This is a genomic window from Streptomyces sp. NPDC058221 (assembly GCF_042882365.1).
Lineage (GTDB): Bacteria > Actinomycetota > Actinomycetes > Streptomycetales > Streptomycetaceae > Streptomyces.
The window spans coordinates 14,018-33,101 of record NZ_JBHVWF010000055.1; the positions used below are offsets into that span (position 1 = coordinate 14,018).

The 19,084-nt window shown below is 71.7% G+C and carries 19 protein-coding genes; 12 read left to right on the forward strand and 7 right to left on the reverse strand.

Annotated features, from left to right (window positions below; translation table 11 throughout):
* Positions 1-165: 165 nt before the first annotated feature.
* The 4 genes from ACFVW8_RS19070 (at position 166) to ACFVW8_RS19085 (ending at position 4,711) form a co-directional block, all read left to right on the forward strand.
* Positions 166-1,437, forward strand: a complete 1,272-nt coding sequence (locus ACFVW8_RS19070; protein ID WP_389691399.1) for an aspartate kinase — start codon at positions 166-168, stop codon at positions 1,435-1,437.
* Positions 1,434-2,498 carry an aspartate-semialdehyde dehydrogenase gene (locus tag ACFVW8_RS19075; RefSeq protein WP_389691401.1) on the forward strand — a complete coding sequence of 355 codons (1,065 nt, stop codon included), beginning with the start codon at positions 1,434-1,436 and terminating at the stop codon, positions 2,496-2,498. The genes ACFVW8_RS19070 and ACFVW8_RS19075 overlap by 4 nt, the downstream gene beginning before the upstream one ends.
* Positions 2,499-2,873: 375 nt before the next feature.
* Positions 2,874-3,449, forward strand: a complete 576-nt coding sequence (locus tag ACFVW8_RS19080) for a SigE family RNA polymerase sigma factor (RefSeq protein ID WP_389691457.1) — start codon at positions 2,874-2,876, stop codon at positions 3,447-3,449.
* Between the two features lie 107 nt (positions 3,450-3,556).
* Entirely contained in the window at positions 3,557-4,711 is a 1,155-nt protein-coding gene (locus ACFVW8_RS19085) for a hypothetical protein (protein ID WP_389691403.1), read from the forward strand.
* On the opposite strand, the gene ACFVW8_RS19090 is transcribed toward ACFVW8_RS19085, so the two are convergent.
* Positions 4,678-5,649 carry an SURF1 family protein gene (locus ACFVW8_RS19090; protein WP_389691405.1) on the reverse strand — a complete coding sequence of 324 codons (972 nt, stop codon included), beginning with the start codon at positions 5,647-5,649 and terminating at the stop codon, positions 4,678-4,680. The genes ACFVW8_RS19085 and ACFVW8_RS19090 overlap by 34 nt on opposite strands.
* Positions 5,650-5,721: 72 nt before the next feature.
* Entirely contained in the window at positions 5,722-7,638 is a 1,917-nt protein-coding gene (locus ACFVW8_RS19095) for a prolyl oligopeptidase family serine peptidase (protein WP_389691407.1), read from the reverse strand.
* Positions 7,639-7,709: 71 nt separating this feature from the next.
* Between ACFVW8_RS19095 and ACFVW8_RS19100 the strand changes: the two genes are divergently transcribed.
* The gene (locus tag ACFVW8_RS19100) at positions 7,710-8,549 is read left to right on the forward strand and encodes a class I SAM-dependent methyltransferase (RefSeq protein WP_389691409.1); all 840 of its coding nucleotides are present in this window, start codon (positions 7,710-7,712) and stop codon (positions 8,547-8,549) included.
* A gap of 47 nt (positions 8,550-8,596) precedes the next feature.
* Complete coding sequence (locus ACFVW8_RS19105; protein ID WP_389691411.1) at positions 8,597-8,986, forward strand: nuclear transport factor 2 family protein; 390 nt, start codon at positions 8,597-8,599, stop codon at positions 8,984-8,986.
* Between the two features lie 114 nt (positions 8,987-9,100).
* On the opposite strand, the gene ACFVW8_RS19110 is transcribed toward ACFVW8_RS19105, so the two are convergent.
* Both ACFVW8_RS19110 and ACFVW8_RS19115 read right to left on the reverse strand, forming a co-directional pair.
* Entirely contained in the window at positions 9,101-9,907 is an 807-nt protein-coding gene (locus ACFVW8_RS19110; RefSeq protein ID WP_389691413.1) for an SGNH/GDSL hydrolase family protein, read from the reverse strand.
* Between the two features lie 271 nt (positions 9,908-10,178).
* Positions 10,179-11,306, reverse strand: a complete 1,128-nt coding sequence (locus ACFVW8_RS19115; RefSeq protein WP_389691415.1) for a cobalt-precorrin-5B (C(1))-methyltransferase — start codon at positions 11,304-11,306, stop codon at positions 10,179-10,181.
* Positions 11,307-11,317: 11 nt separating this feature from the next.
* Between ACFVW8_RS19115 and ACFVW8_RS19120 the strand changes: the two genes are divergently transcribed.
* Positions 11,318-12,073: a cobalt-precorrin-6A reductase gene (locus tag ACFVW8_RS19120; RefSeq protein WP_389691417.1), complete on the forward strand. Its 756-nt coding sequence runs from the start codon at positions 11,318-11,320 to the stop codon at positions 12,071-12,073.
* A 50-nt stretch (positions 12,074-12,123) separates the two neighbouring features.
* Here ACFVW8_RS19120 and ACFVW8_RS19125 read toward each other — a convergent pair whose 3' ends face one another.
* Positions 12,124-13,350, reverse strand: coding sequence for an ATP-binding protein (locus ACFVW8_RS19125; protein ID WP_389691418.1), 1,227 nt, complete (start codon positions 13,348-13,350; stop codon positions 12,124-12,126).
* A complete protein-coding gene (locus ACFVW8_RS19130) occupies positions 13,347-14,012 on the reverse strand; it encodes a response regulator transcription factor (RefSeq protein WP_389691420.1) in 666 nt (221 codons plus the stop codon). Before ACFVW8_RS19130 ends, ACFVW8_RS19125 begins: the two co-directional genes overlap by 4 nt.
* A 131-nt stretch (positions 14,013-14,143) precedes the next feature.
* Between ACFVW8_RS19130 and ACFVW8_RS19135 the strand changes: the two genes are divergently transcribed.
* The 5 genes from ACFVW8_RS19135 to ACFVW8_RS19155 all read left to right on the forward strand — a co-directional run bounded on the left by ACFVW8_RS19135 (position 14,144) and on the right by ACFVW8_RS19155 (position 18,213).
* Entirely contained in the window at positions 14,144-14,665 is a 522-nt protein-coding gene (locus ACFVW8_RS19135) for a hypothetical protein (protein ID WP_389691422.1), read from the forward strand.
* Positions 14,662-15,723 (forward strand): peptidoglycan-binding protein, encoded by a 1,062-nt coding sequence (locus ACFVW8_RS19140; RefSeq protein ID WP_389691424.1) that lies wholly within the window; start codon positions 14,662-14,664, stop codon positions 15,721-15,723. The genes ACFVW8_RS19135 and ACFVW8_RS19140 overlap by 4 nt, the downstream gene beginning before the upstream one ends.
* The gene (locus ACFVW8_RS19145) at positions 15,720-16,418 is read left to right on the forward strand and encodes an ABC transporter ATP-binding protein (protein ID WP_389691426.1); all 699 of its coding nucleotides are present in this window, start codon (positions 15,720-15,722) and stop codon (positions 16,416-16,418) included. The genes ACFVW8_RS19140 and ACFVW8_RS19145 overlap by 4 nt, the downstream gene beginning before the upstream one ends.
* Complete coding sequence (locus ACFVW8_RS19150) at positions 16,415-17,638, forward strand: ABC transporter permease (protein WP_389691428.1); 1,224 nt, start codon at positions 16,415-16,417, stop codon at positions 17,636-17,638. Before ACFVW8_RS19145 ends, ACFVW8_RS19150 begins: the two co-directional genes overlap by 4 nt.
* A gap of 83 nt (positions 17,639-17,721) precedes the next feature.
* A complete protein-coding gene (locus ACFVW8_RS19155) occupies positions 17,722-18,213 on the forward strand; it encodes an STAS domain-containing protein (protein WP_389691429.1) in 492 nt (163 codons plus the stop codon).
* A gap of 1 nt (position 18,214) precedes the next feature.
* Here ACFVW8_RS19155 and ACFVW8_RS19160 read toward each other — a convergent pair whose 3' ends face one another.
* The gene (locus tag ACFVW8_RS19160; RefSeq protein ID WP_389691459.1) at positions 18,215-18,841 is read right to left on the reverse strand and encodes a precorrin-8X methylmutase; all 627 of its coding nucleotides are present in this window, start codon (positions 18,839-18,841) and stop codon (positions 18,215-18,217) included.
* Positions 18,842-19,084 lie beyond the last annotated feature (243 nt).

Genomic DNA, 19,084 nt, shown 5'->3' on the forward strand with positions numbered 1-19,084 from the left:
GTGCCGAGGCGATCGGCGGGCAGCAGCCTCGTACGAGCAGTTCGGAGCGACACGCCGATGATCACGTGGTGAGCGGGACATCTCAGCATGCGATATCAGCGAGGCGTTTCCGGACTGCTCGTTAAACTGAGCCGACCGCAGCAATGAAGTGAGCGAGGAGCGCACGTGGGCCTTGTCGTGCAGAAGTACGGGGGTTCCTCCGTAGCCGATGCCGAAGGCATCAAGCGCGTCGCCAAGCGAATCGTCGATGCCAAGAAGAACGGCAACCAGGTGGTTGTCGTGGTGTCAGCGATGGGCGACACGACGGACGAGTTGATCGATCTCGCGGGGCAGGTGTCCCCGATCCCGGCCGGGCGCGAGTTCGACATGCTGCTGACCGCCGGGGAGCGGATCTCGATGGCCCTGCTGGCCATGGCGATCAAGAACCTGGGCCACGAGGCCCAGTCGTTCACCGGTAGCCAGGCCGGTGTCATCACCGACTCGGTCCACAACAAAGCACGCATCATCGATGTGACGCCGGGCCGTATCCGTACGGCGCTGGACGAGGGGAACATCGCGATCGTCGCGGGGTTCCAGGGTGTGTCCCAGGACAAGAAGGACATCACCACCCTCGGCCGCGGCGGGTCCGACACCACCGCTGTCGCTCTCGCGGCCGCGCTGGACGCCGAGGTCTGTGAGATCTACACCGATGTGGACGGTGTCTTCACCGCCGACCCGCGGGTCGTCAAGAAGGCCCGGAAGATCGAGTGGATCTCCTTCGAGGACATGCTGGAGCTGGCGGCGTCCGGTTCCAAGGTGCTGCTGCACCGGTGCGTGGAATACGCACGCCGTTACAACATTCCGATCCACGTCCGCTCGTCCTTCTCGGGACTGCGCGGGACCTGGGTCAGCAACGAGCCGCAAGGGAACCAGCAGGTGGAGCACGCGATCATCTCCGGAGTCGCCCATGACGTCTCCGAGGCCAAGGTCACCGTCGTCGGCGTGCCCGACAAGCCGGGCGAGGCCGCCGCGATCTTCCGTACGATCGCGAACGCCGAGGTCAACATCGACATGGTGGTGCAGAACGTCTCCGCCGCGTCCACCGGTCTGACCGACATCTCGTTCACGCTCCCGAAGTCCGAGGGCCGCAAGGCCATCGACGCCCTGGAGCGCAACCGTGGTGCCATCGGCTTCGAGTCGCTGCGCTACGACGACCAGATCGCCAAGATCTCCCTGGTCGGCGCCGGTATGAAGACCAACCCCGGTGTCACGGCGGGCTTCTTCGAGGCGCTGTCCGACGCGGGCGTCAACATCGAGCTGATCTCGACCTCCGAGATCCGTATCTCGGTGGTCACCCGTGCCGACGACGTGATCGAGGCCGTGCGCGCCGTGCACTCCGCCTTCGGTCTCGACAGCGACTCCGACGAGGCAGTCGTGTACGGGGGCACCGGCCGATGACAGCACGCCGCCCTTCGCTCGCGGTCGTCGGCGCGACCGGGGCGATCGGCGGCGTCATGCTCCAGATCCTTTCGGAACACGCGGATGTCTGGGGCGAGGTGAAGCTCATCGCCTCGCCGCGTTCGGCCGGCGGCAAGCTGGTCGTGCGCGGTGAGGAGACCGAGGTCCTCGAACTCTCCGAGGACGTCTTCGACGACGTGGACGTGGCGCTGTTCCTGGCACCCGACGAGGTGTCCGCGCGCTGGGCGCCGCTCGCCGCATCCAAGGGCGCGGTCGTCATCGACGACTCCGCGGCCTTCCGGACGGACGGCGACGTCCCGCTCGTCGTCCCCGAGATCAACCCCCACGCGGCCAGGATCAGACCGCGTGGCATCGTCGCGAGCCCCAACTGCACGACCCTGGCGCTGATCGTCGCGGTCGGCGCACTGCACGCCGAATTCGGGCTGCAGGAGCTCGTGGTGTCCTCGTACCAGGCCGTCAGCGGGGCGGGGCGCGACGGCGTCGCCGTGCTGCGCGAGCAGCTGTCGATGGTGGCCGGTACCGAGCTGGGCACGAAGCCGGGCGATGTGCGCCGGGTCGTGGGGGACACCGACGGCGGCCCGTTCGCCGCGCCCGTCGCCCTCAACGTCGTGCCGTGGGCCGGGACGGACGCCGGGGACGGCTGGTCGTCCGAGGAGCTGGCCATCCGCGACGAGTGCCGCAAGATCCTCGATCTGCCGAGCCTTCGGGTGGCGGCGACCTGCGTCTACGTACCCGTGATCACCGCCCACTCGATGTCCGTGCACGCCCGCTTCGAGAACGAGGTCGCGGTCGACCGGGCGCACGAGATCCTGGCGACCGCCCCCGGGGTGGTGCTCTACGACAGCCCGGGCGCGGGGGACTTCCCGACCCCGTCCGATGTGGTGGGCACCGATCCCACCTGGGTCGGCCGGGTCCGCCGGTCGATGGACGACCCGAGAGCCCTCGAACTCTTCGTCTGCGGCGACAACCTGCGCAAGGGTGCCGCACTGAACGTGGCCCAGATCGCCGAATCGGTGGCCGCCGAATTCATCGCGTCCTGATTTTTTCGGGTCCCGATCGAACCTGTTTTGTATGTTCTGTGAATGCGCTGTGAGCAAGTTGCTGGTCTGAACCTCTTGAGCTGGGGCGTTGCGGTGTCCGACGATGACCTTTCGGTCCGCTGCAACCGCCGGTCGGGCGGCACGCGTCTAAGCGGTCATTCCTTGCGCGGCCGAGCGCACATTCAGGGCATTTGGGGAAGAGCGGTTACGTATGAAGGCATTTCGCATGGTGTCAAACGCGGTGCCGTATGCGTACAACCCTGACGGGGGGAAACGTGTCCAACTGGCGTGGCAGAGGTACTCGATATCACAGTGGTGGGCCCCTTGCGCGGCGCTTCGGTGCGACCGCTCAGACGGCCCCGCGCGCCCGGCGGTATGCCGGTGATCGCGCCCATGCCCGCTGCGCGCCCGGCGGGGCTGCCGTCACAGCGCGAGGGCGCTGACGAGAGCGTGGCAGCCGGAACTACCGTTGACCATCTCACCGAGACCTATCGCGCCCACTACCGTTCGCTGCTCGGCCTCGCGGCCCTGCTGCTGGACGACACGGCGTCCTGTGAGGACGTCGTGCAGGAGGCGTTCATCCGCGTGCATTCGGCGCGCAACCGGGTACGGGAGCCCGAGAAGACACTCGCGTATCTGCGCCAGACCGTCGTCAATCTCTCCCGCTCCGCGCTGCGACGCCGCATCCTCGGGCTGAAGCTGCTCTCCAAGCCCATGCCGGACATGGCGAGCGCGGAGGAGGGCGCGTACGACCGGCTGGAGCGGGACGCGCTGATCAAGGCGATGCGCGGGCTGCAACGGCGCCAGCGGGAGGTGCTGGTGCTGCGCTACTTCGCGGACATGACCGAGGCGCAGGTCGCCACGACCCTGGGGATATCCCTGGGCTCGGTGAAGGCGTACGGTTCCCGCGGCATCGCGGCGCTGCGCGTGGTGATGGAGGCGCAGGCATGAGCCGGCGCGACGACCACGGGCACGGGCGCGACGGCGGGGACGGACCCCGGCACGTGCCGTCGCTCGGACATCGGACTGACCGGACTGACCGGACTGGAAACGGAATTGTGAACCACGGGCCGGACAGCACTCCGGGCACGGACCACGACGACACGGAACCGGGCGCGCGGCCGGCCGATCTCTTCGGCAGCGGCACCACCGGCACCGGTCTCGGTTTCGGTCTCCACGAAGGTGCGGATGCCGACGAGGACGTGCTGCGCCGGATGATGCGCGGCGCCGTGCAGGGCCTCGAACCCAGCGACGGCAGCCTCGACCTCCTGCACCGGGCAGTGCCCGCCCGCCGGGCCCGGCGGCGCCAGGCGCTCGTCGGCGCAGCGGCCGCGGCGCTGCTCATCGGTACCGCGGTCCCCGCCTTCGTCCACGTCGCCAACTCCGAGGGCTCGAACACCGCCAGTCCCGCCGTCGCCGGTCATGGCGAGCAGGCACAGGGCGGCAGCGGTGAGGAGCCCGGCCCCGGTTCCGGCGGTGCGAACGACAGTGGTGGCGGCGACGGACAGGACGGCGCCGGTCAGGGCCTTCCCGACAGCTCGGCCGGCCCGTCCGTCAGCAGCGGCCAGGGCCTGGAGGGCGAGGCGGCAGGCAGCTCCGCCGACCCCGCCGTCAGTGCGGCGGCCGACATGCCGGCCTGCGATCCCGCCCAGCTCGGCGTCGCCTCCGCCACGACCGGCGCGGCCGGTGCCGACGGCACGGTGTACGGAACGTTCCGGATCGCCAATGTGTCCAGCGCGAACTGCTCGGTGAGCAGCGGTGGCACGGTGGGCTTCCAGGCGATGGGTGCGGCGGACCCGGGCAAGATCGCGGTCGTCCGGCACACCCCGGGGGACGCGGCGTCCGGACTGCCGGATCCCGCCTCGGAGGAGGCGACGATACTGCTGAAGCCCGACATGGCGTACGAGGTGCAGTTCGCCTGGGTGCCGCGTGACACCTGTCCGACGACCGGCGGTTCGCCTTCCCCGTCACCGACGGAGGGCGCGGGGGGCAATGCCGGCGGCTCGGCCGGATCCAGTACGGGCAGCGGTACCGGGGACACCGAAGCGGGTGCGGAGACGCAGTTCGGCAGCGAGGACGGGGGCGGCACGGCGCAGGGCAGTGTCTCCGTGATGCACACCCCGGAACCGGGGGCGCCGGTCGCCGAGGCGAAGATCAGCAACGCCTGTGCGGGCACGATCTACCGGACGGGCGCGCTGGAGCCCTCGTCATAGGGACGCGACGAGTCGTCCGAGCCGGCCGGCACACCGGCATCGGGTTCCGTACGGGCCTTCGGGCCGGGCTCGGCGTCGGCCTCCGGGCCGGGCTTCGTGGCAGCGGCCTCCGCATCGGCGACGAGGCCCAGGCGCACGTCCCGGACGGCTTCGGCCTCGCGCCGGACCAGCCTGAACCACATGAAGAGCACGAACGCCGCGAAGACGAACCACTCGCACAGGTAGCCGAGATTCTGGAAGGCCTTCAGATCGAGCCCGGTGCCCTGCGCCACGGCGGCCGGTACGGGACGCAGCGCGGTGGCGGCCTTTCCGCCCGCGGACTCCGCCGAGGACGTGCCGCCCGTGCCGGTGGCGGACTTCGTGCCGGTGTCGGACTTCTGCAGCGTCACCCATGCGTCGTACACGTCGTACGGCACGAGGTTGACGAGTGACGCGGCGCTGATCATGCCGACCTGGCCGTCGGGGAGCCCGCCCGTGGCGTCGACCCCGGTGGTGGCCGCGTTCTCCGAGGCCTGGAGGTCGCCGGTCACGGTGACGGTTCCGGCCGGTGCGGCCGGCACCGAGGTGTGTCCGGCCTTCCCGGGCAGCCAGCCCCGCACCACGGGCAGTGCCTTGCCGCCGTCGGTGCGCAGCATCCCCACCACGTAGAAGCCGTCCCGTTCGTCCAGCTTCCGGCCGGGCACCAGGAACTGGTCGGCGTACCGGCCGGTCGCGGTGGCGGGACGGCCGGAGGTCACCGTGTCGACGGGCAGCAGCTCGTCGAGCGGCTCGGCGGCCCTCGTGCCGGGGGCGGGCTGCTTGTCGGCGGCCTCGTGCGTCTGCACGCGGTCCTCGAAGCGGCCGAGCTGCCAGGTGCCCATGAAGATGCAGAACGGGATGGCCAGCACGGCGAAGAGGTTGATCCCCCACCATCGCGGGGTCAGCAGGAACCGGTACACCCCTCCACGGTACGGTCCCCGCTCCGGGCGGCCGGAGCGGGGGCACCCGTGGAGCCGTCCTTTATCGGGCCCCTACGCGGTCGCGCGGCCCGGGTGCGCCACCGCCTGCTCGGAGCCGCCGCCCGGGTGCGCCACTGCCTGCTCGGAGCCGCCGCCCGGCGTCCCCAGGTGGCGGGCGGCGAAGCCGAGCTCCAGGCGCACCTGCTTGATCCGCTCCTCCACGACGAGCGAGCCGTGACCCGCGTCGTACCGGTAGACCTCGTGCACCGCGTCGCGGTCCTTCAGCCGGTCCACGTAGTTCTCCACCTGACGGATCGGGCAGCGCGGGTCGTTGACACCCGCCGAGATGTAGACCGGGGCCCGTACGGCGTCGACGTACGTCAGGGGCGACGAGGCCTCGAAGCGCTCGGGCACCTCCTCCGGCGTCCCGCCCAGCAGGGTGCGGTCCATCGCCTTCAGGGCCTCCATCTCGTCGTGGTACGCCGTGACGTAGTCCGCGACGGGGACGGCGGCCAGGCCCAGGGCCCAGTCCCCGGGCTGCGTACCGATGCCGAGCAGCGTCAGATAGCCGCCCCAGGAGCCGCCCGCCAGGACCAGCTTCGCCGGATCGGCGAGGCCGGACTTCACCGCCCACTCCCGCACCGCGGCGATGTCCTCCAACTCGATCAGGCCGACCCGGTGCTTGAGCGCGTCCGTCCAGGCGCGGCCGTAGCCGGTCGAGCCGCGGTAGTTGACCCGGACGACCGCATAGCCGTGGTCCACCCAGGCGGCGGGGCCGCTCGCGAAGGCGTCGCTGTCGTGCCAGGTCGGGCCGCCGTGGATCTCGAAGACGGTCGGGAACGGGCCCTCGGCCGGGGCCGCGGGCCGCTGGACGAGTGCGTGGACACGGCCTCCGGGCCCGTCCACCCAGACGTCCTCGACCGGCACGGACCCAGGAGCCTTCGCGCCCGGCGGGTCGAGCACCACCGCACCGGTTGTGGAGCGGACGACGGGCGGCTCGGCGGCCGACGACCAGAGGTACTCCACCGTGCCGTCCGGGCGGGCGGTGGCCCCCGAGACCGAACCGGTGGGCGTCTCCACCCGCACCAGGGTGCCGTCGCCCGCCGCCGGCCCGTACCGCCACAGCTCGCTGCGGGCCTCGAAGCCGTGCTCGATCAGCAGCGCGGAGCCGTCCGGATACCACTCGGCGCCCACATCGCCGGGCAGCTCGATGGCGAGATCCGTCTCGGTTCCCGCCACCGGGTCCCAGATCATCGGCTCCCAGCGGCCCCGCCGCTGATGCCCGACCAGCAGCCGGGTGTCCCCCGCCACCGGGGCGAAGCCGAGCACCGCCAGGCCCAGCTCCTTCGTGCCCGACTCGGTGTCGTCCAGCTCGGCGACCGTGCTGCCGTCGGGCCGCACCACACGCAGGGCGGAGTGCATGGCGTCACCGTGCTCGGTGTGCTCCAGCGCGATCAGCGTCCCGTCGTGGGAGAGGTCGCCGACCCCGGCCGACTCGCGGTGGCGGTAGATCTCCACGGGCGCCGCCCCGGGCCGCACGATGTGGACCGTCGTCCCGTCCTCGTCCGTCGAACGGCCCACCACCGCCGTCCCGTCCCGGCCGATCGCGAGCCCGGCCGGGTAGGAGGCATCGAGGCCGGGGGCCGCCGGCTCGTCCTTCGCGGCCTCGCCGTCACCCTCACCGCGGTGGAAGGGCCGGCGCATCCACACCCCGAATTCGTCGCCGTCGGTGTCGTCGAACCACCAGATGGCCTCGCCGTCCGGAGTCAGCACGCCGTCCGTCGTCCCGTTGGGCCGGTCGGTCACCTGGCGCTGCTCACCGGTGGCCCGGTCCCAGGAGTACAGCTCGTACGTCCCCGTCGCGTTGGAGACGAACAGGGCGCGGTCCGGCGCGTCCTCCGCCCAGTCGGGCAGGGACACCCGGGGAGCCCGGAAACGCTGCTCCCACTCCGGCACGGAATCGGTCGTCGAACCAGTGGTCTCAGTCATGCCCCCCATTCTGCGCCGGTCCGCCGACAATCCGTTCGCCCCGTCCGCAGCCTGTGGATAACCTCGCGGTCATGCATGCACCGATACCCGCCGACTGGCGCGAGGCCAACCGCGCGATGTGGGATGAACGTGTGCCCATCCATACCGGCAGTGACTTCTACGATCTGGACTCCTTCCGCGCGGGCAAGGACTCGCTGCGCGCCTTCGAGCTGGCGGAGGTCGGGGACGTGACCGGCCGCTCGCTGCTGCACCTGCAGTGCCACATCGGGCTCGACACCCTGTCCTGGGCCCGGCACGGCGCCGCCCAGGTCGTCGGCCTCGACTTCTCCGAGCCGGCCGTCGAGACCGCCCGCTCGCTCGCCCGGGACCTGGGGTTCGGCCCCGACCGGGCGGCGTTCGTCGCCGCCGACGTCCACGATGCGGCGGAGGCCGTCCCGGACTCCTCGTACGACATCGTCTACACCGGTGTCGGTGCGCTGAACTGGCTGCCCGACATCGACCGCTGGGCCGAGACGGCGGCCTCGCTCGTCGCGCCCGGGGGCTTCCTCTACCTGGCGGAGTTCCATCCGTTCACCGACTGCCTCGACGACGAGAGCGGTGAACGGATCGTGCACGACTACTTCAGCCGGGACGCCTGGGTGGACGAGACGCCCGGCACGTACGCGGACTTCGACGCGGCCACCGTCCACAACCGCAGCGTCGAATGGCAGCATCCGGTGGGCAGTGTGGTCTCGGCCCTGGCCGCGGCCGGGCTGCGGATCGAGTTCCTGCACGAGCACGACGCCTCGCTCTTCGCCCGCTTCCCGGCGCTGGAGCGGCAGCCGGACGGCTGCTACCGCTTCCCGGCGGACCGGCCGCGCATCCCGCTGATGTACTCGGTCAGGGCGAGCCGGCCGGAGCGGCTCGGCTGAGGGCGGTCCGCGGGGCGACTGTCAGTGGTGGGGTCCAGACTCGAAACATGACCACGACTGCTGATCCGCGTGCCACGGTCGAGCGCTACTGGGCCGCGGCCGACGCCCGTGACTGGGACACCTTCGCGACCACGCTCGCCGACGAGGTGCTGTACGACCTGCCGCAGACCCGGGAGCGCATGCGCGGCAAGGAGCGGTATCTGACGTTCAACCGGGAGTATCCGGGGGACTGGCGGGTGCGTGTCGAGCGGATCGTCGCCGACCGTGACGGGAGCCAGGCCGCGGCCCGCACGCTGTTCACGGTCGGGGAGCAGGAGCTGTACGCCGTCCACTTCTTCACGTTCGACGCGCAGGGGCTGATCAGCGGGATAACGGATTTCTGGCCCGAGCCGTACGAGCCCCCGGCGGGCCGGGAGCATCTCGTCGAGCGGTACTGAGCACGGCAGCGGCCCGGCAGGGCCTCGGATGTGGGGCTCCGGGGCCGCTGCCGCGCCACCGTACTGCCTTCTGCGGTTCTGCGGTTCCTGCGGGAGGCTGCGGTTCCTGCGGTGCTACGCGGCCGAGCTGAAGGCCGGCAGATAGCCGCCCGACTGTCCCTCGGCCTTGGGGTGGTAGGAGTTCTCGACGGGGATCGAGACGCTGTGGAGCCACGGGTCGCCGGAGCACAGCTCGTGCCCGGTGAACTCGTCCGCGACGCCGGAGAAGGTGAATCCCGCGTCGGCCGCCTGCTTGGCGATGACGCCGTTCATCACGTCGGACGCGTTGTTGATGGCCGTGCGCTCCGCCTCAGTGAGCCCGGCGATGCAGCTTCCGCCGATCTCGTAGAAGCGCGGGTAGCCGAGCACCACGACATGCGCCTGCGGGGCCTTCGAGTGGATGGACCCGTAGAGCGAGCTCAGTCCGGACGGCAGCGAGCTGTTCATCTGCGAGACGGCCGAGTCGACACTGGCCAGGCAGGCGGCCTCGCCGGACAGCACACAGTCCTGCATGACATCGGCGAACCCGACGTCATTGCCGCCAGCGGTCACGCTGACCAGCGAGGTCGACGAGGTCAGCGCACCGAGCTGGCCGCTCGCCACCGAGCCGGTGGTGGCGCCCGAACAGGCGACGAAGTCGAACGAGGACGGCGAGTTCGCCGCCGCCCAGAGGTAGGCGTAGGCGTGGGTGCTGCGACGGCAGTCACCGCTGTCGGAGAGATAGTCTCCCGCGCCGACGCCGGACGAGTACGAGTCGCCGAGGGCGACGTACCCGCCGGCGGCGGCCGGGGAGGTTGCCGAGGCCGGCTGGGCGATGCCCAGAGCGGCCACGGCGGCGAGGACCAGAGTGGATGCGGACGCCCAGATTCTCCGTACTGACATAGCTGTCAGCCCTCCGAAGTGTGGGGGGTGGGTGGGGGGTTGATGGAGCGTCACCTGTTGTAGCAGCTTCTGGTACCAGTCGGTAATAGGCAGGCGGGAACCCGCCGGAATTGCCCGAATGATCGTTCGACGCTCGTAGCTCCGCGCGTAGATAAACCTCGAACTCCCCCCGAAACAAGGTGTTTATGACGATCCGATCGTCACTTCGCAGGTGGGCGTGCGAGAGCTGCGCGCATGCTCTTCATACGGATTGGGGGCGCCGGGAGAAGCCTCAGCGCACGCCGCCGCGCACACTGCTGCGTCCGACGACGGCGCCCGCCCGGTCGATGCAGATGACATCGACGGCGACCGGCGCGCCCCGCAGTACCGACAGCGCCTCGTCCCGTGCCGCCGCGGCCACCAGATCGCCGAGCGGGACGCCGCGTGCCAGGCAGGAACGGAGGGCGGCGAGACCGGTGTTGGCGGCAGCCACCTCGGTCACCAGGGCCTCGTCGGCGCCGCCGTGGCCGGCCAGCCCGGCGAGGAAGGCCGGATCGACCTGGGAGCGGCCCGAGTGCAGGTCGAGATGGCCGGCGGCGAGCTTCGACAGCTTGGCGAAGCCGCCGCAGACCGTGAGCCGTTCCACCGGATGGCGGCGCACGTACTTCAGGACAGCGCCCGCGAAGTCACCCATGTCCAGCAGGGCGATCTCCGGCAGCCCGTACTCGGACACCACGGTCTTCTCCGAGGTCGATCCGGTGCAGCCCGCCACATGGGTCTGCCCGGCGGCCAGGGCCACGTCCACACCGCGGCGGATCGAGTCGATCCAGGCCGAACAGGAGTAGGGCACCACCACCCCCGTCGTCCCCAGGATCGACAGACCGCCCAGGATGCCGAGCCGCGGATTCCAGGTGGAGCGGGCGATCTCCTCGCCGTCGTCCACCGAGAGCGTGATCTCCACGTCCCCCGTGCCGCCGTGTGCCGCGGCGACCTGCCCGATGTGCTCGCCCATCATCCGGCGCGGCACCGGATTGACCGCGGGCTCACCGACGTCGAGCGGCAGCCCGGGCAGCGTGACCGTACCCACACCGGGGCCGGCTCTGAACACCACACCCGAGCCGGGCGGCAGCGTCCGCACGGTCGCCCGGACGAGGGCGCCGTGCGTCACGTCGGGGTCGTCGCCCGCGTCCTTGACCACCCCGACGGTCGCCGCGTCCTCGCTCAGCTCCTCCACCGCGAGCGCGAAGGCCGGGGTCTGCCCGCCGGGCAGCGTGATCGTGACCGGGTCGGGAAAGTCACCGGTCAGCAGGGCCGTGTACGCGGCGGTGGTGGCCGCTGTCGCACAGGCACCGGTCGTCCAGCCGGGGCGCAGGCCGGTGTGTTTGAGTTGGGCGCCGCGTCCGCCCGACGGCTCACCCATGGAGGGACCCGATGCACGTACTCGTACTCGGCGGGACCGCCGAGGCACGGCAGCTGGCCGGGCTCCTGGTGGCGGCGCTGCCCGCGGGTTCCCGGGTGACCAGTTCGCTGGCCGGCCGGGTGACGGGTCCGAGGCTGCCGCCCGGCGAGGTGCGCGTCGGCGGCTTCGGCGGCGCCGGGGGCCTGGCCGCATGGCTGCGTACGCACCAGGTGGACGCGCTCATCGACGCCACCCATCCTTTCGCCGGGACGATCAGTTTCCACGCGGCCGCCGGTGCCGCTGCCGCCCATGTTCCTCTCCTCGCGCTGCGCCGCCCGAGCTGGGTGCCCGGCGACGGCGACGACTGGCACCCGGCCGGCTCCCTGGCCGGGGCCGCCGAGGCGCTGCCCGCGCTGGGCACGCGGGTCTTCCTGACGACGGGACGGACGGGAATCGCCGCGTTCGCGGGGCTGGACGAGCTGTGGTTCCTGGCCCGGTCGGTCGAGGCCCCGGAGCCGCCGTTCCCGGCCCGCGTCGAGCTCCTGCCGGCCCGCGGCCCCTTCACCCTGGACGGGGAGCGCGAGCTGATCCGCCGCCACCGCATCGACGTCCTGGTCACGAAGGACAGCGGCGGCGCCGCCACCGCCCCCAAGCTCGCCGCGGCCCGTGAGGCCCGGATCCCGGTGGTCGTGGTGCGCCGCCCGCCGGTACCGCCGGGTGTGCCGGTGGCCGCCACACCGGAAGGGGCCCTCGGCCTGCTGCGCGAACGCCTGGGCCTCGGGACCTGAGGGCGGGCCCTTGTTCGCAGGCTCTACGCGTGGTCCGCCATTCGCAGGTTCTACGCGTGGTCCGCCCGGGGCGCGGGCCCGAACCGGACCGTGACGGTCAGGCCGCCGTCCCGGTTGGCCCGGCTGGTGACCGTGGCCAGATGGGCGTGGGCGATCGACTCGACGATGGAGAGTCCGAGGCCCGCCCCTTCGCCGGTGGCGGGCCGGCGTTCCTGCGCGCGGTGGAACGGCTCGAAGAGCCGGTGCACGGAATCGGAGGGGATCCGGGGACCGGTGTTGGTCACTTCCAGGGCGCCCGAGCGGGTACGGACGAGGACGGTGCCGCCGGGGTGGTTGTAGCGGACGGCGTTGATGAGCAGGTTGCGTACGAGGTGTTCGAGAAGGACGTCGTCGCCCCGCACGGTCAGCGGTGCGCCGTCCGTCCGGACCGTGACGTCCGCCTCGGCCGCTTCGTCGGTGAGTGCGGCCACGACCCCGGCGACGGTGCCGTCCAGCGCGACGGGCTCGTTGCGTTGCAGCCCCTGGTCGGAGGCGGCGAGGAGGAGCAGTTCCTCGATGAGGTGTTCGCTGTTGTCGGCGACCTGGATGAGCTTGGTCCTGATCTCGGAGACCCGCTCCGGGGTGGGGCGGCCGGAGAGTCCGATCTCGGCGGCGGCCCGCTGCACGGCGAGAGGGGTGCGCAGTTCGTGTGCCGCGTTGGCGGCGAACCTCTGCTGGGCGGAGACGAGTTGTTCGATGCGGCCGAGCATCGCGTCGAAGGTGTCGGCGAGCTCCTTGAGTTCGCCGGGCGGCGCCTTCAGCGCGATGCGTTCGTGGAGGTTCTCGCCGGACAGCCGCCGGGCGGTCGACGTGATCACACCGACGGGCCGCAGCACGCGCCCGGCCATCCACCAGGCCAGCGCGATGGACAGGACGGCGAAGCAGAGGAGAGCGATCCCGGAGACGGTGAGCAGCCGGTTGAGGGCGGCGTCCTCGGCCGCGCTGCTGATCTCCCGGGTGATTGCGAGGGCGGGGACATGCCGGCCGGGCGCCACTGCGGACGGCGACGCGGACGGTGCGGGGGAGGCGGACTGCGCCGGGGCGGCGGAGCGGCCCGGGGACGCGGTGGCCCAGCCGTCGGGCAGCTCCGACGCGGGCACGGTGGTGGCCAGGGCGGTGGAGATGCTGGTGCCGAGCCCCTCGCTGACGAGCAGGTACACCAGTCCGGTCAGGATGGCCCCGGCCAGCACGAGAAGCCCGCCGTACAGGGCGGTGAGCCGCGCCCGTTCGCTGCTCATGCCGTGCCGCCGATGCGGTAGCCGGCGGCCGGAACGGTCTCCACGACCGGCGGTTCACCGAGTTTGGCCCGCAGTTTGCTCAAGGTGACCCGGACCGCGCTCGTGCGGTAGCTGGTGTCCTCCTCCCAGACCTGCTCGATGAGGTCGTCGCTGCTCACGACGGCGCCGTCGGCCCGCAGCAGGGCCTCCAGCACGGCGAACTCCTTGCGGGAGAGCGAGAGATACCGGCCGTCCCGGCTCGCCTGGCGGCGTGAGGTGTCCAGGACGAGTCCGGCGCGTTCGATGACCGGCGGGAGGGCCGGGCGGGCGCGCCGGCCGAGCGCCAGGACGCGGGCCAGCAGCTCGTCGTACGCGAAGGGCTTGGTCAGGTAGTCGTCGGCGCCCAGGCCCAGGCCCGCCACCCGGTCCCGCAGGGCGCCGGAGGCCGTCAGCATCAGGATGCGGGTGAGCAGCCGCCGCGCGACGACCTCGCGGCAGACCTCGTCGCCGTGCACGTCGGGGAGATCGCGGTCGAGGATCATCACGTCGTAGTCGCCCAGCGCCAGCTTGCTCAGCGCGGTCCGCCCGTCGGGCGCCACGTCCACGGCGAGGGCGTCGCGGCGCAGGCCCTCGGCGATCATTTCCGCGAGGAACGCCTCGTCCTCCACCACCAGTACACGCATGGCATCTGTCCTACCTCATGCGCACCTTTCGTCTTTGTTAACGGCTTCGGCGAGAGAAACGAAACACCGCTCCTCGGCACGCTGCGGGCACGGCCGAAATACGGCCCGCAGGCTTCGGCAAGGAGAAATCCATGACCGCGCGCACCACTTCCCGCACACGTGCATCAGTGATCGCCACGGGACTCGCAGCACTCGCCCTGTTCACCGCGGCCTGCTCGGGCGGCACGGACGACGGCGGCAGCAAGGAGTCCAGCACCGGGAGCAGCGTCGGCGGGGCGGATTCCGGCAAGGCGGACGACGCGGCCGTCAAGCAGCGCAAGTGCCTGCGGGAGCACGGCCTCAAGGTCCCCGAGCCCAAGACCGGTGAGGATTCCCGAGGGCTCACCATCGGCGGCGATCTGAGCAAGGACGAGATGGAGAAGGCGCTGAAGGCGTGCGCGGGCAAGGGCGGCGTCGGCGCGGGCGGCGGGAAGATCACCCAGGCCGACAAGGACAAGATGCTGAAGCACGCCCGGTGCATGCGCGAGCACGGCTACAACATGCCCGACCCGAAGTTCGACGGCGGCATGGCGCAGGCCATGCCGATGCCGCAGGGCGCCGAGAAGAAGAAGTTCGAAACGGCCTCCAAGGCGTGCGAAGGCATCCTCGGATGAGGCGCCGCACGGCAGTGATCGCCTCGGTCGTCGTCCTGGCGCTGGCCGGCGGCGGCGCGGTGGCCGCGACCACGCTCTCCTCGCGGGATACCGGCCGGGTCAGCGACGAGACCGGGCTCCCCCCGGCCACCGCCGTCGTCGAACGCGGCGACCTGAGCGACAGCACCCAGGTGGACGGCACCCTCGGCTACAGCAGGCAGCGCAAGGTCAGCGCGGGCAGCGCGGGCACCCTGACCTGGGCCCCGGGCGCGGGCACCGGGGTGAAGCGGGACGGGAAGCTCTACGAGATCGACGGGACACCGGTCCGCCTGATGTACGGCGCCGGCCCCATGTACCGCACGCTGAAGAACGGGGACAAGGGCCGCGACGTACGGCAGCTGGAGGAGAACCTGGCGGCCCTGGGCTACACCGGGTTCACCGTCGACGACGAGTACAGCGGGCTCACAGCGGCCGCCGTGAAGCGCTGGCAGCAGGCGCACGATCTCAAGCAGACCGGCGAGGCGGGCCCCGGACAGATCGCGTTCGCACCGGGAGCGGTCCGGGTCAGGAAGGCCGCGGCAGCGGTCGGTGACCAGGTGGCGCCCGGCAGCTCGGTCCTGTCCACGACGGGCTCCGAGCGGGTGGTGACCTTCGGGCTCGACGTCTCCGAGAGCAAGTCCGTCGAGGTCGGCACCAAGGTGAGCGTCGACCTGCCCGACGGGTCCACCGCGAAGGGTGCGATCGCCTCGATCGGCAAGACCGCCGAGCCGGGCGACGACCCGCAGGACAAGACTCCGAAGATCGCCGTCACGGTGTCGTTCGACGAGCCGGACAAGGCCGGCGGCATCGACCAGGCACCCGTCACCGTCAACCTCACCGGCGAGACCCGCAAGGCGGTGCTGACCGTTCCCGTCGACGCCCTGCTGGCCCGCGCCGACGGCGGTTTCGGCGTCCAGGTCGTACAGAACGGCAAGGCCCGCGAAGTGGCCGTCGAGCTCGGCCTGTTCGGGCAGGGGCGCGTGGAGGTCTCGGGCGGCGGCCTGCGCGAGGGCATGAAGGTCGGGGTGCCGAAGATATGAGCACCGTGGTCGCCCTCAGCGGCGTCACCAAGGAGTACCCCGGCGGAGTCAGAGCGCTGAACGGCGTCGATCTGAGGGTCGGGCAGGGTGAACTGCTGGCCATCGTCGGGCCGTCCGGCTCCGGCAAATCGACGCTGCTGCACATCGTGGGCACCCTGGACCGGCCGACCGGCGGATCGGTCTCGGTGGCCGGCCGCGACATCGCCGAACTCTCCGACCGTAAACTCTCCGCCCTGCGCGCCCAGCACATCGGCTTCGTGTTCCAGGCCTTCCATCTGGTGCCCGGGGTCAGCGCCCAGGACAACGTGGCCGAGGGGCTGCTCTACTCCGGACTCCCGCGCGCCGAACGCCGCAGACGTGCCGCCGCCGCCCTGGACCGGGTGGGCCTGTCGGACCGTATCCGGCACAAGCCCCACGAGCTCTCCGGAGGCCAGAAGCAGCGGGTCGCCATCGCCCGCGCGCTGGTCGGCGAACCGGCGCTGCTCCTCGCGGACGAGCCCACCGGCGCCCTGGACACGGCGTCGGGCGAGACCGTGATGAACCTCCTCCACGACCTCCACCAGGAGGGTGCCACCATCGCCGTCATCACCCACGACACCGAGATGGCCGGGCGGCTGCCCCGGCAGGTGCGGATGCGCGACGGCCAGGTCATCGCCGATACGGGAAGCGCCGGCACGGGAAGCGGTGGAGCGTGAGCACCGGTACCCGGAAGCGTCCCGCGCACGACTCCCTGCGTGCGGCCCGGCTGAGCCCCCGCGACGTTGCGCACGTCGGGTCCGCCGGGCTCCGCAGCCGGCCGATGCGCGTCGTGCTGTCGGCGCTGGGCATCGCCATCGGGATCGCCACGATGATCGCCGTCGTCGGGATCTCCGCCTCCAGCAAGGCCCAACTGCTCCAGCGGCTCGACGCCCTGGGCACCAACATGCTCGTGGCGACCCCGGGGGAGTCGATGTTCGCCGGGGAGACCGTCAAGCTGCCCGTGGGCTCGGTCGGCAAGGTCGGCCGGATCCCGGGGGTCGAGCAGGCAGGCGCGACCGCCGACGTGGACGCCACTGTCCGCCGCAGCGAGAAGATCCCGAAGGACGAGACCGCGGGCATCGCCGTCAAGGCCGCCACGGAGACCCTCATCGACATCCTGCGGGGCAGGGTCGCCCACGGCACCTGGCTGAACAAGGCCAACGGCCGCTACCCCGTCGTGGTCCTCGGCCATGTGGCCGCGAAGCGCCTGGGCATCACCCGGCCCGGACAGCAGGTGTGGGTCGACGACCGCTACTTCACCGTCGTGGGCATCCTCGACCCGCTGCCGCTCTCACCGGAGATCGAACGCTCGGCCCTGATCGGATGGGACGCAGCCGGGAAACTGCTCGGCCACGACGGACACCCCACCTCGGTGTACGAGCGGTCGACGGACGCCACCGTGCACGACGTACGCACGCTCATGGCCGCCACGATCGACCCGCAGAACCCGCAGGACGTACGGGTGACCGATCCGTCCTCGGCCCTGCAGGCGAAAGCGGCCACGGAGGGCGCCTTCAGCAGCCTCCTGCTGGGCCTGGGCGGCATCGCCCTGCTCGTCGGAGGGGTCGGGGTGGCCAACACCATGATCATCTCGGTGCTGGAGAGACGGTACGAGATCGGCCTGCGCCGCTCACTGGGCGCGACCCGGGGGCAGATCCGCATCCAGTTCGTCACCGAGTCGCTGATGCTGTCCGGGCTGGGCGGTCTCGCGGGAGTGCTGCTGGGCGGCGCCGCGACAGGGGTGTACGCGGCGAGTGGCGGGCTGCCCTGGGTCGTACCCCTCTGGGCAGTGGCCGGAGGCTTTGTGTCCACGCTGCTCATCGGCACGGTCGCCGGCCTCTATCCGGCGGTACGGGCCGCCCGCCTCTCGCCCACGCTGGCGCTGCACGCCGCCTGACCGACGGTCCCGGCCGGGGCCACGGGCCCTCATGGCATCGCGCCGCCGCGAGGGCCCACGGCACGGAGGAGACGAAGAGACGCATGGACACCACCCACCACCGGCAAGGTGCCCTGGAACCGGCCCCGGCCTCGGTCCCGGGCGCCGTCCCGGTCCCGGTCCCGGCCCCGGTCCCGGCCTCGGCCGCCGGGCTGCCCGGAGTCCTTCCCGCGCGCCGCCCCACCGCACACACCCGCGTGCGCGGAGCGGCCACGGTCGTCGAACTCCGCGGAAGCCTCGACCTGGCCACCGCCCCCGACATCCGGGCCCACCTCGACGCCGCTGCCGCCCCGCCGGGCGCCCGGGTGATCGTGGACCTGCGGCCGGCCGAATTCTTCGACTGCTCGCTCCTGGGGCTCCTGTGCCGGGCCCGCCGCAGGGCTCTGGAGTCCGGCGGATGCCTGGGCGTGGTCTGCACCCGGCCGCGACACCTGCGGATCCTCGAAGCCGTCGGGCTGGACAGGGCGCTGCGTCCGGTGGCCACGCTGGAGGACGCCCTCCAGCACGGCTGCGAGCACGTCCAGCCCCACTCCTGAGCTACTCCTCTTCGCAGGCGATCGCGTTGACGGCGGCAGCCGCGATCGCGCTGCCGCCGCGACGGCCGCGCACGATCAGATGCTCCAGCCCTGACGGGTGCGCGGCCAGGGCGTCCTTGGACTCGACGGCTCCGACGAATCCGACCGGGACCCCGATGACGGCGGCGGGCCGCGGTGCGCCCTCCTCGATCATTTCGAGCAGCCGGAACAGGGCGGTCGGCGCGTTGCCGACGGCGACGACCGCACCGTCCAGCCGGTCGCGCCACAGCTCCAGGGCCGCCGCGCTGCGGGTGGTGCCGAGCTCCGCCGCGAGAGCGGGCACCGCCGGATCGGACAGCGTGCACACCACCTCGTTGTCCGCGGGCAGCCGCCTGCGCGTGATGCCGCTGGCGACCATCGAGACATCACAGAGGACCGGCGCCCCGGCCCGTAGCGCCGCACGGGCACGGCCCACCACGTCCGGGGTGAAGCCGAGATCGTGCACGAGATCGACCATGCCGCAGGCGTGAATCATCCGGACCGCGACCTGGCTCACATCGGCGGGCAGCCCCGACAGATCCGTCTCCGCGCGGATCGTGGCGAAGGACTGGCGGTAGATCGCCGGTCCGTCCTTCTCGTACCTGTGCACAGTGCGTTCGCTCTCTTCGTCTCGCATCGGGTGAACGGCCTGGTCTCCAGGGGAAGTATCTCCGGAGCGCCGTCCCGCACCGTCCCGCAGGTCACAGGTGCGACGCCCCGCTCAGACCGTGCGGCGGCGGATCCACCACGCGCACAGGACAGCGAGTCCGGCGGCGAGCGCACAGGAGATTCCCGTCTCGGCCCACTCTCGGCCCACTGGAGGGTCCAGAAGTTTCCCGCGGGCCGGTAGCCG

What these genes read in the sequence shown, in the direction of transcription:
- ACFVW8_RS19100 (WP_389691409.1), top strand. Translation starts at nt 7,710, where the DNA reads ATGCATGCACCGATACCCGCCGACTGGCGCGAGGCCAACCGCGCGATG.
- ACFVW8_RS19145 (WP_389691426.1), top strand. Translation starts at nt 15,720, where the DNA reads ATGAGCACCGTGGTCGCCCTCAGCGGCGTCACCAAGGAGTACCCCGGC.
- ACFVW8_RS19095 (WP_389691407.1), bottom strand. Translation starts at nt 7,638, where the DNA reads ATGACTGAGACCACTGGTTCGACGACCGATTCCGTGCCGGAGTGGGAG.
- ACFVW8_RS19140 (WP_389691424.1), top strand. Translation starts at nt 14,662, where the DNA reads ATGAGGCGCCGCACGGCAGTGATCGCCTCGGTCGTCGTCCTGGCGCTG.
- ACFVW8_RS19130 (WP_389691420.1), bottom strand. Translation starts at nt 14,012, where the DNA reads ATGCGTGTACTGGTGGTGGAGGACGAGGCGTTCCTCGCGGAAATGATC.
- ACFVW8_RS19125 (WP_389691418.1), bottom strand. Translation starts at nt 13,350, where the DNA reads ATGAGCAGCGAACGGGCGCGGCTCACCGCCCTGTACGGCGGGCTTCTC.
- ACFVW8_RS19075 (WP_389691401.1), top strand. Translation starts at nt 1,434, where the DNA reads ATGACAGCACGCCGCCCTTCGCTCGCGGTCGTCGGCGCGACCGGGGCG.
- ACFVW8_RS19080 (WP_389691457.1), top strand. Translation starts at nt 2,874, where the DNA reads ATGCCGGTGATCGCGCCCATGCCCGCTGCGCGCCCGGCGGGGCTGCCG.
- ACFVW8_RS19115 (WP_389691415.1), bottom strand. Translation starts at nt 11,306, where the DNA reads ATGGGTGAGCCGTCGGGCGGACGCGGCGCCCAACTCAAACACACCGGC.
- ACFVW8_RS19155 (WP_389691429.1), top strand. Translation starts at nt 17,722, where the DNA reads ATGGACACCACCCACCACCGGCAAGGTGCCCTGGAACCGGCCCCGGCC.
- ACFVW8_RS19135 (WP_389691422.1), top strand. Translation starts at nt 14,144, where the DNA reads ATGACCGCGCGCACCACTTCCCGCACACGTGCATCAGTGATCGCCACG.
- ACFVW8_RS19105 (WP_389691411.1), top strand. Translation starts at nt 8,597, where the DNA reads ATGACCACGACTGCTGATCCGCGTGCCACGGTCGAGCGCTACTGGGCC.
- ACFVW8_RS19110 (WP_389691413.1), bottom strand. Translation starts at nt 9,907, where the DNA reads ATGTCAGTACGGAGAATCTGGGCGTCCGCATCCACTCTGGTCCTCGCC.
- ACFVW8_RS19120 (WP_389691417.1), top strand. Translation starts at nt 11,318, where the DNA reads ATGCACGTACTCGTACTCGGCGGGACCGCCGAGGCACGGCAGCTGGCC.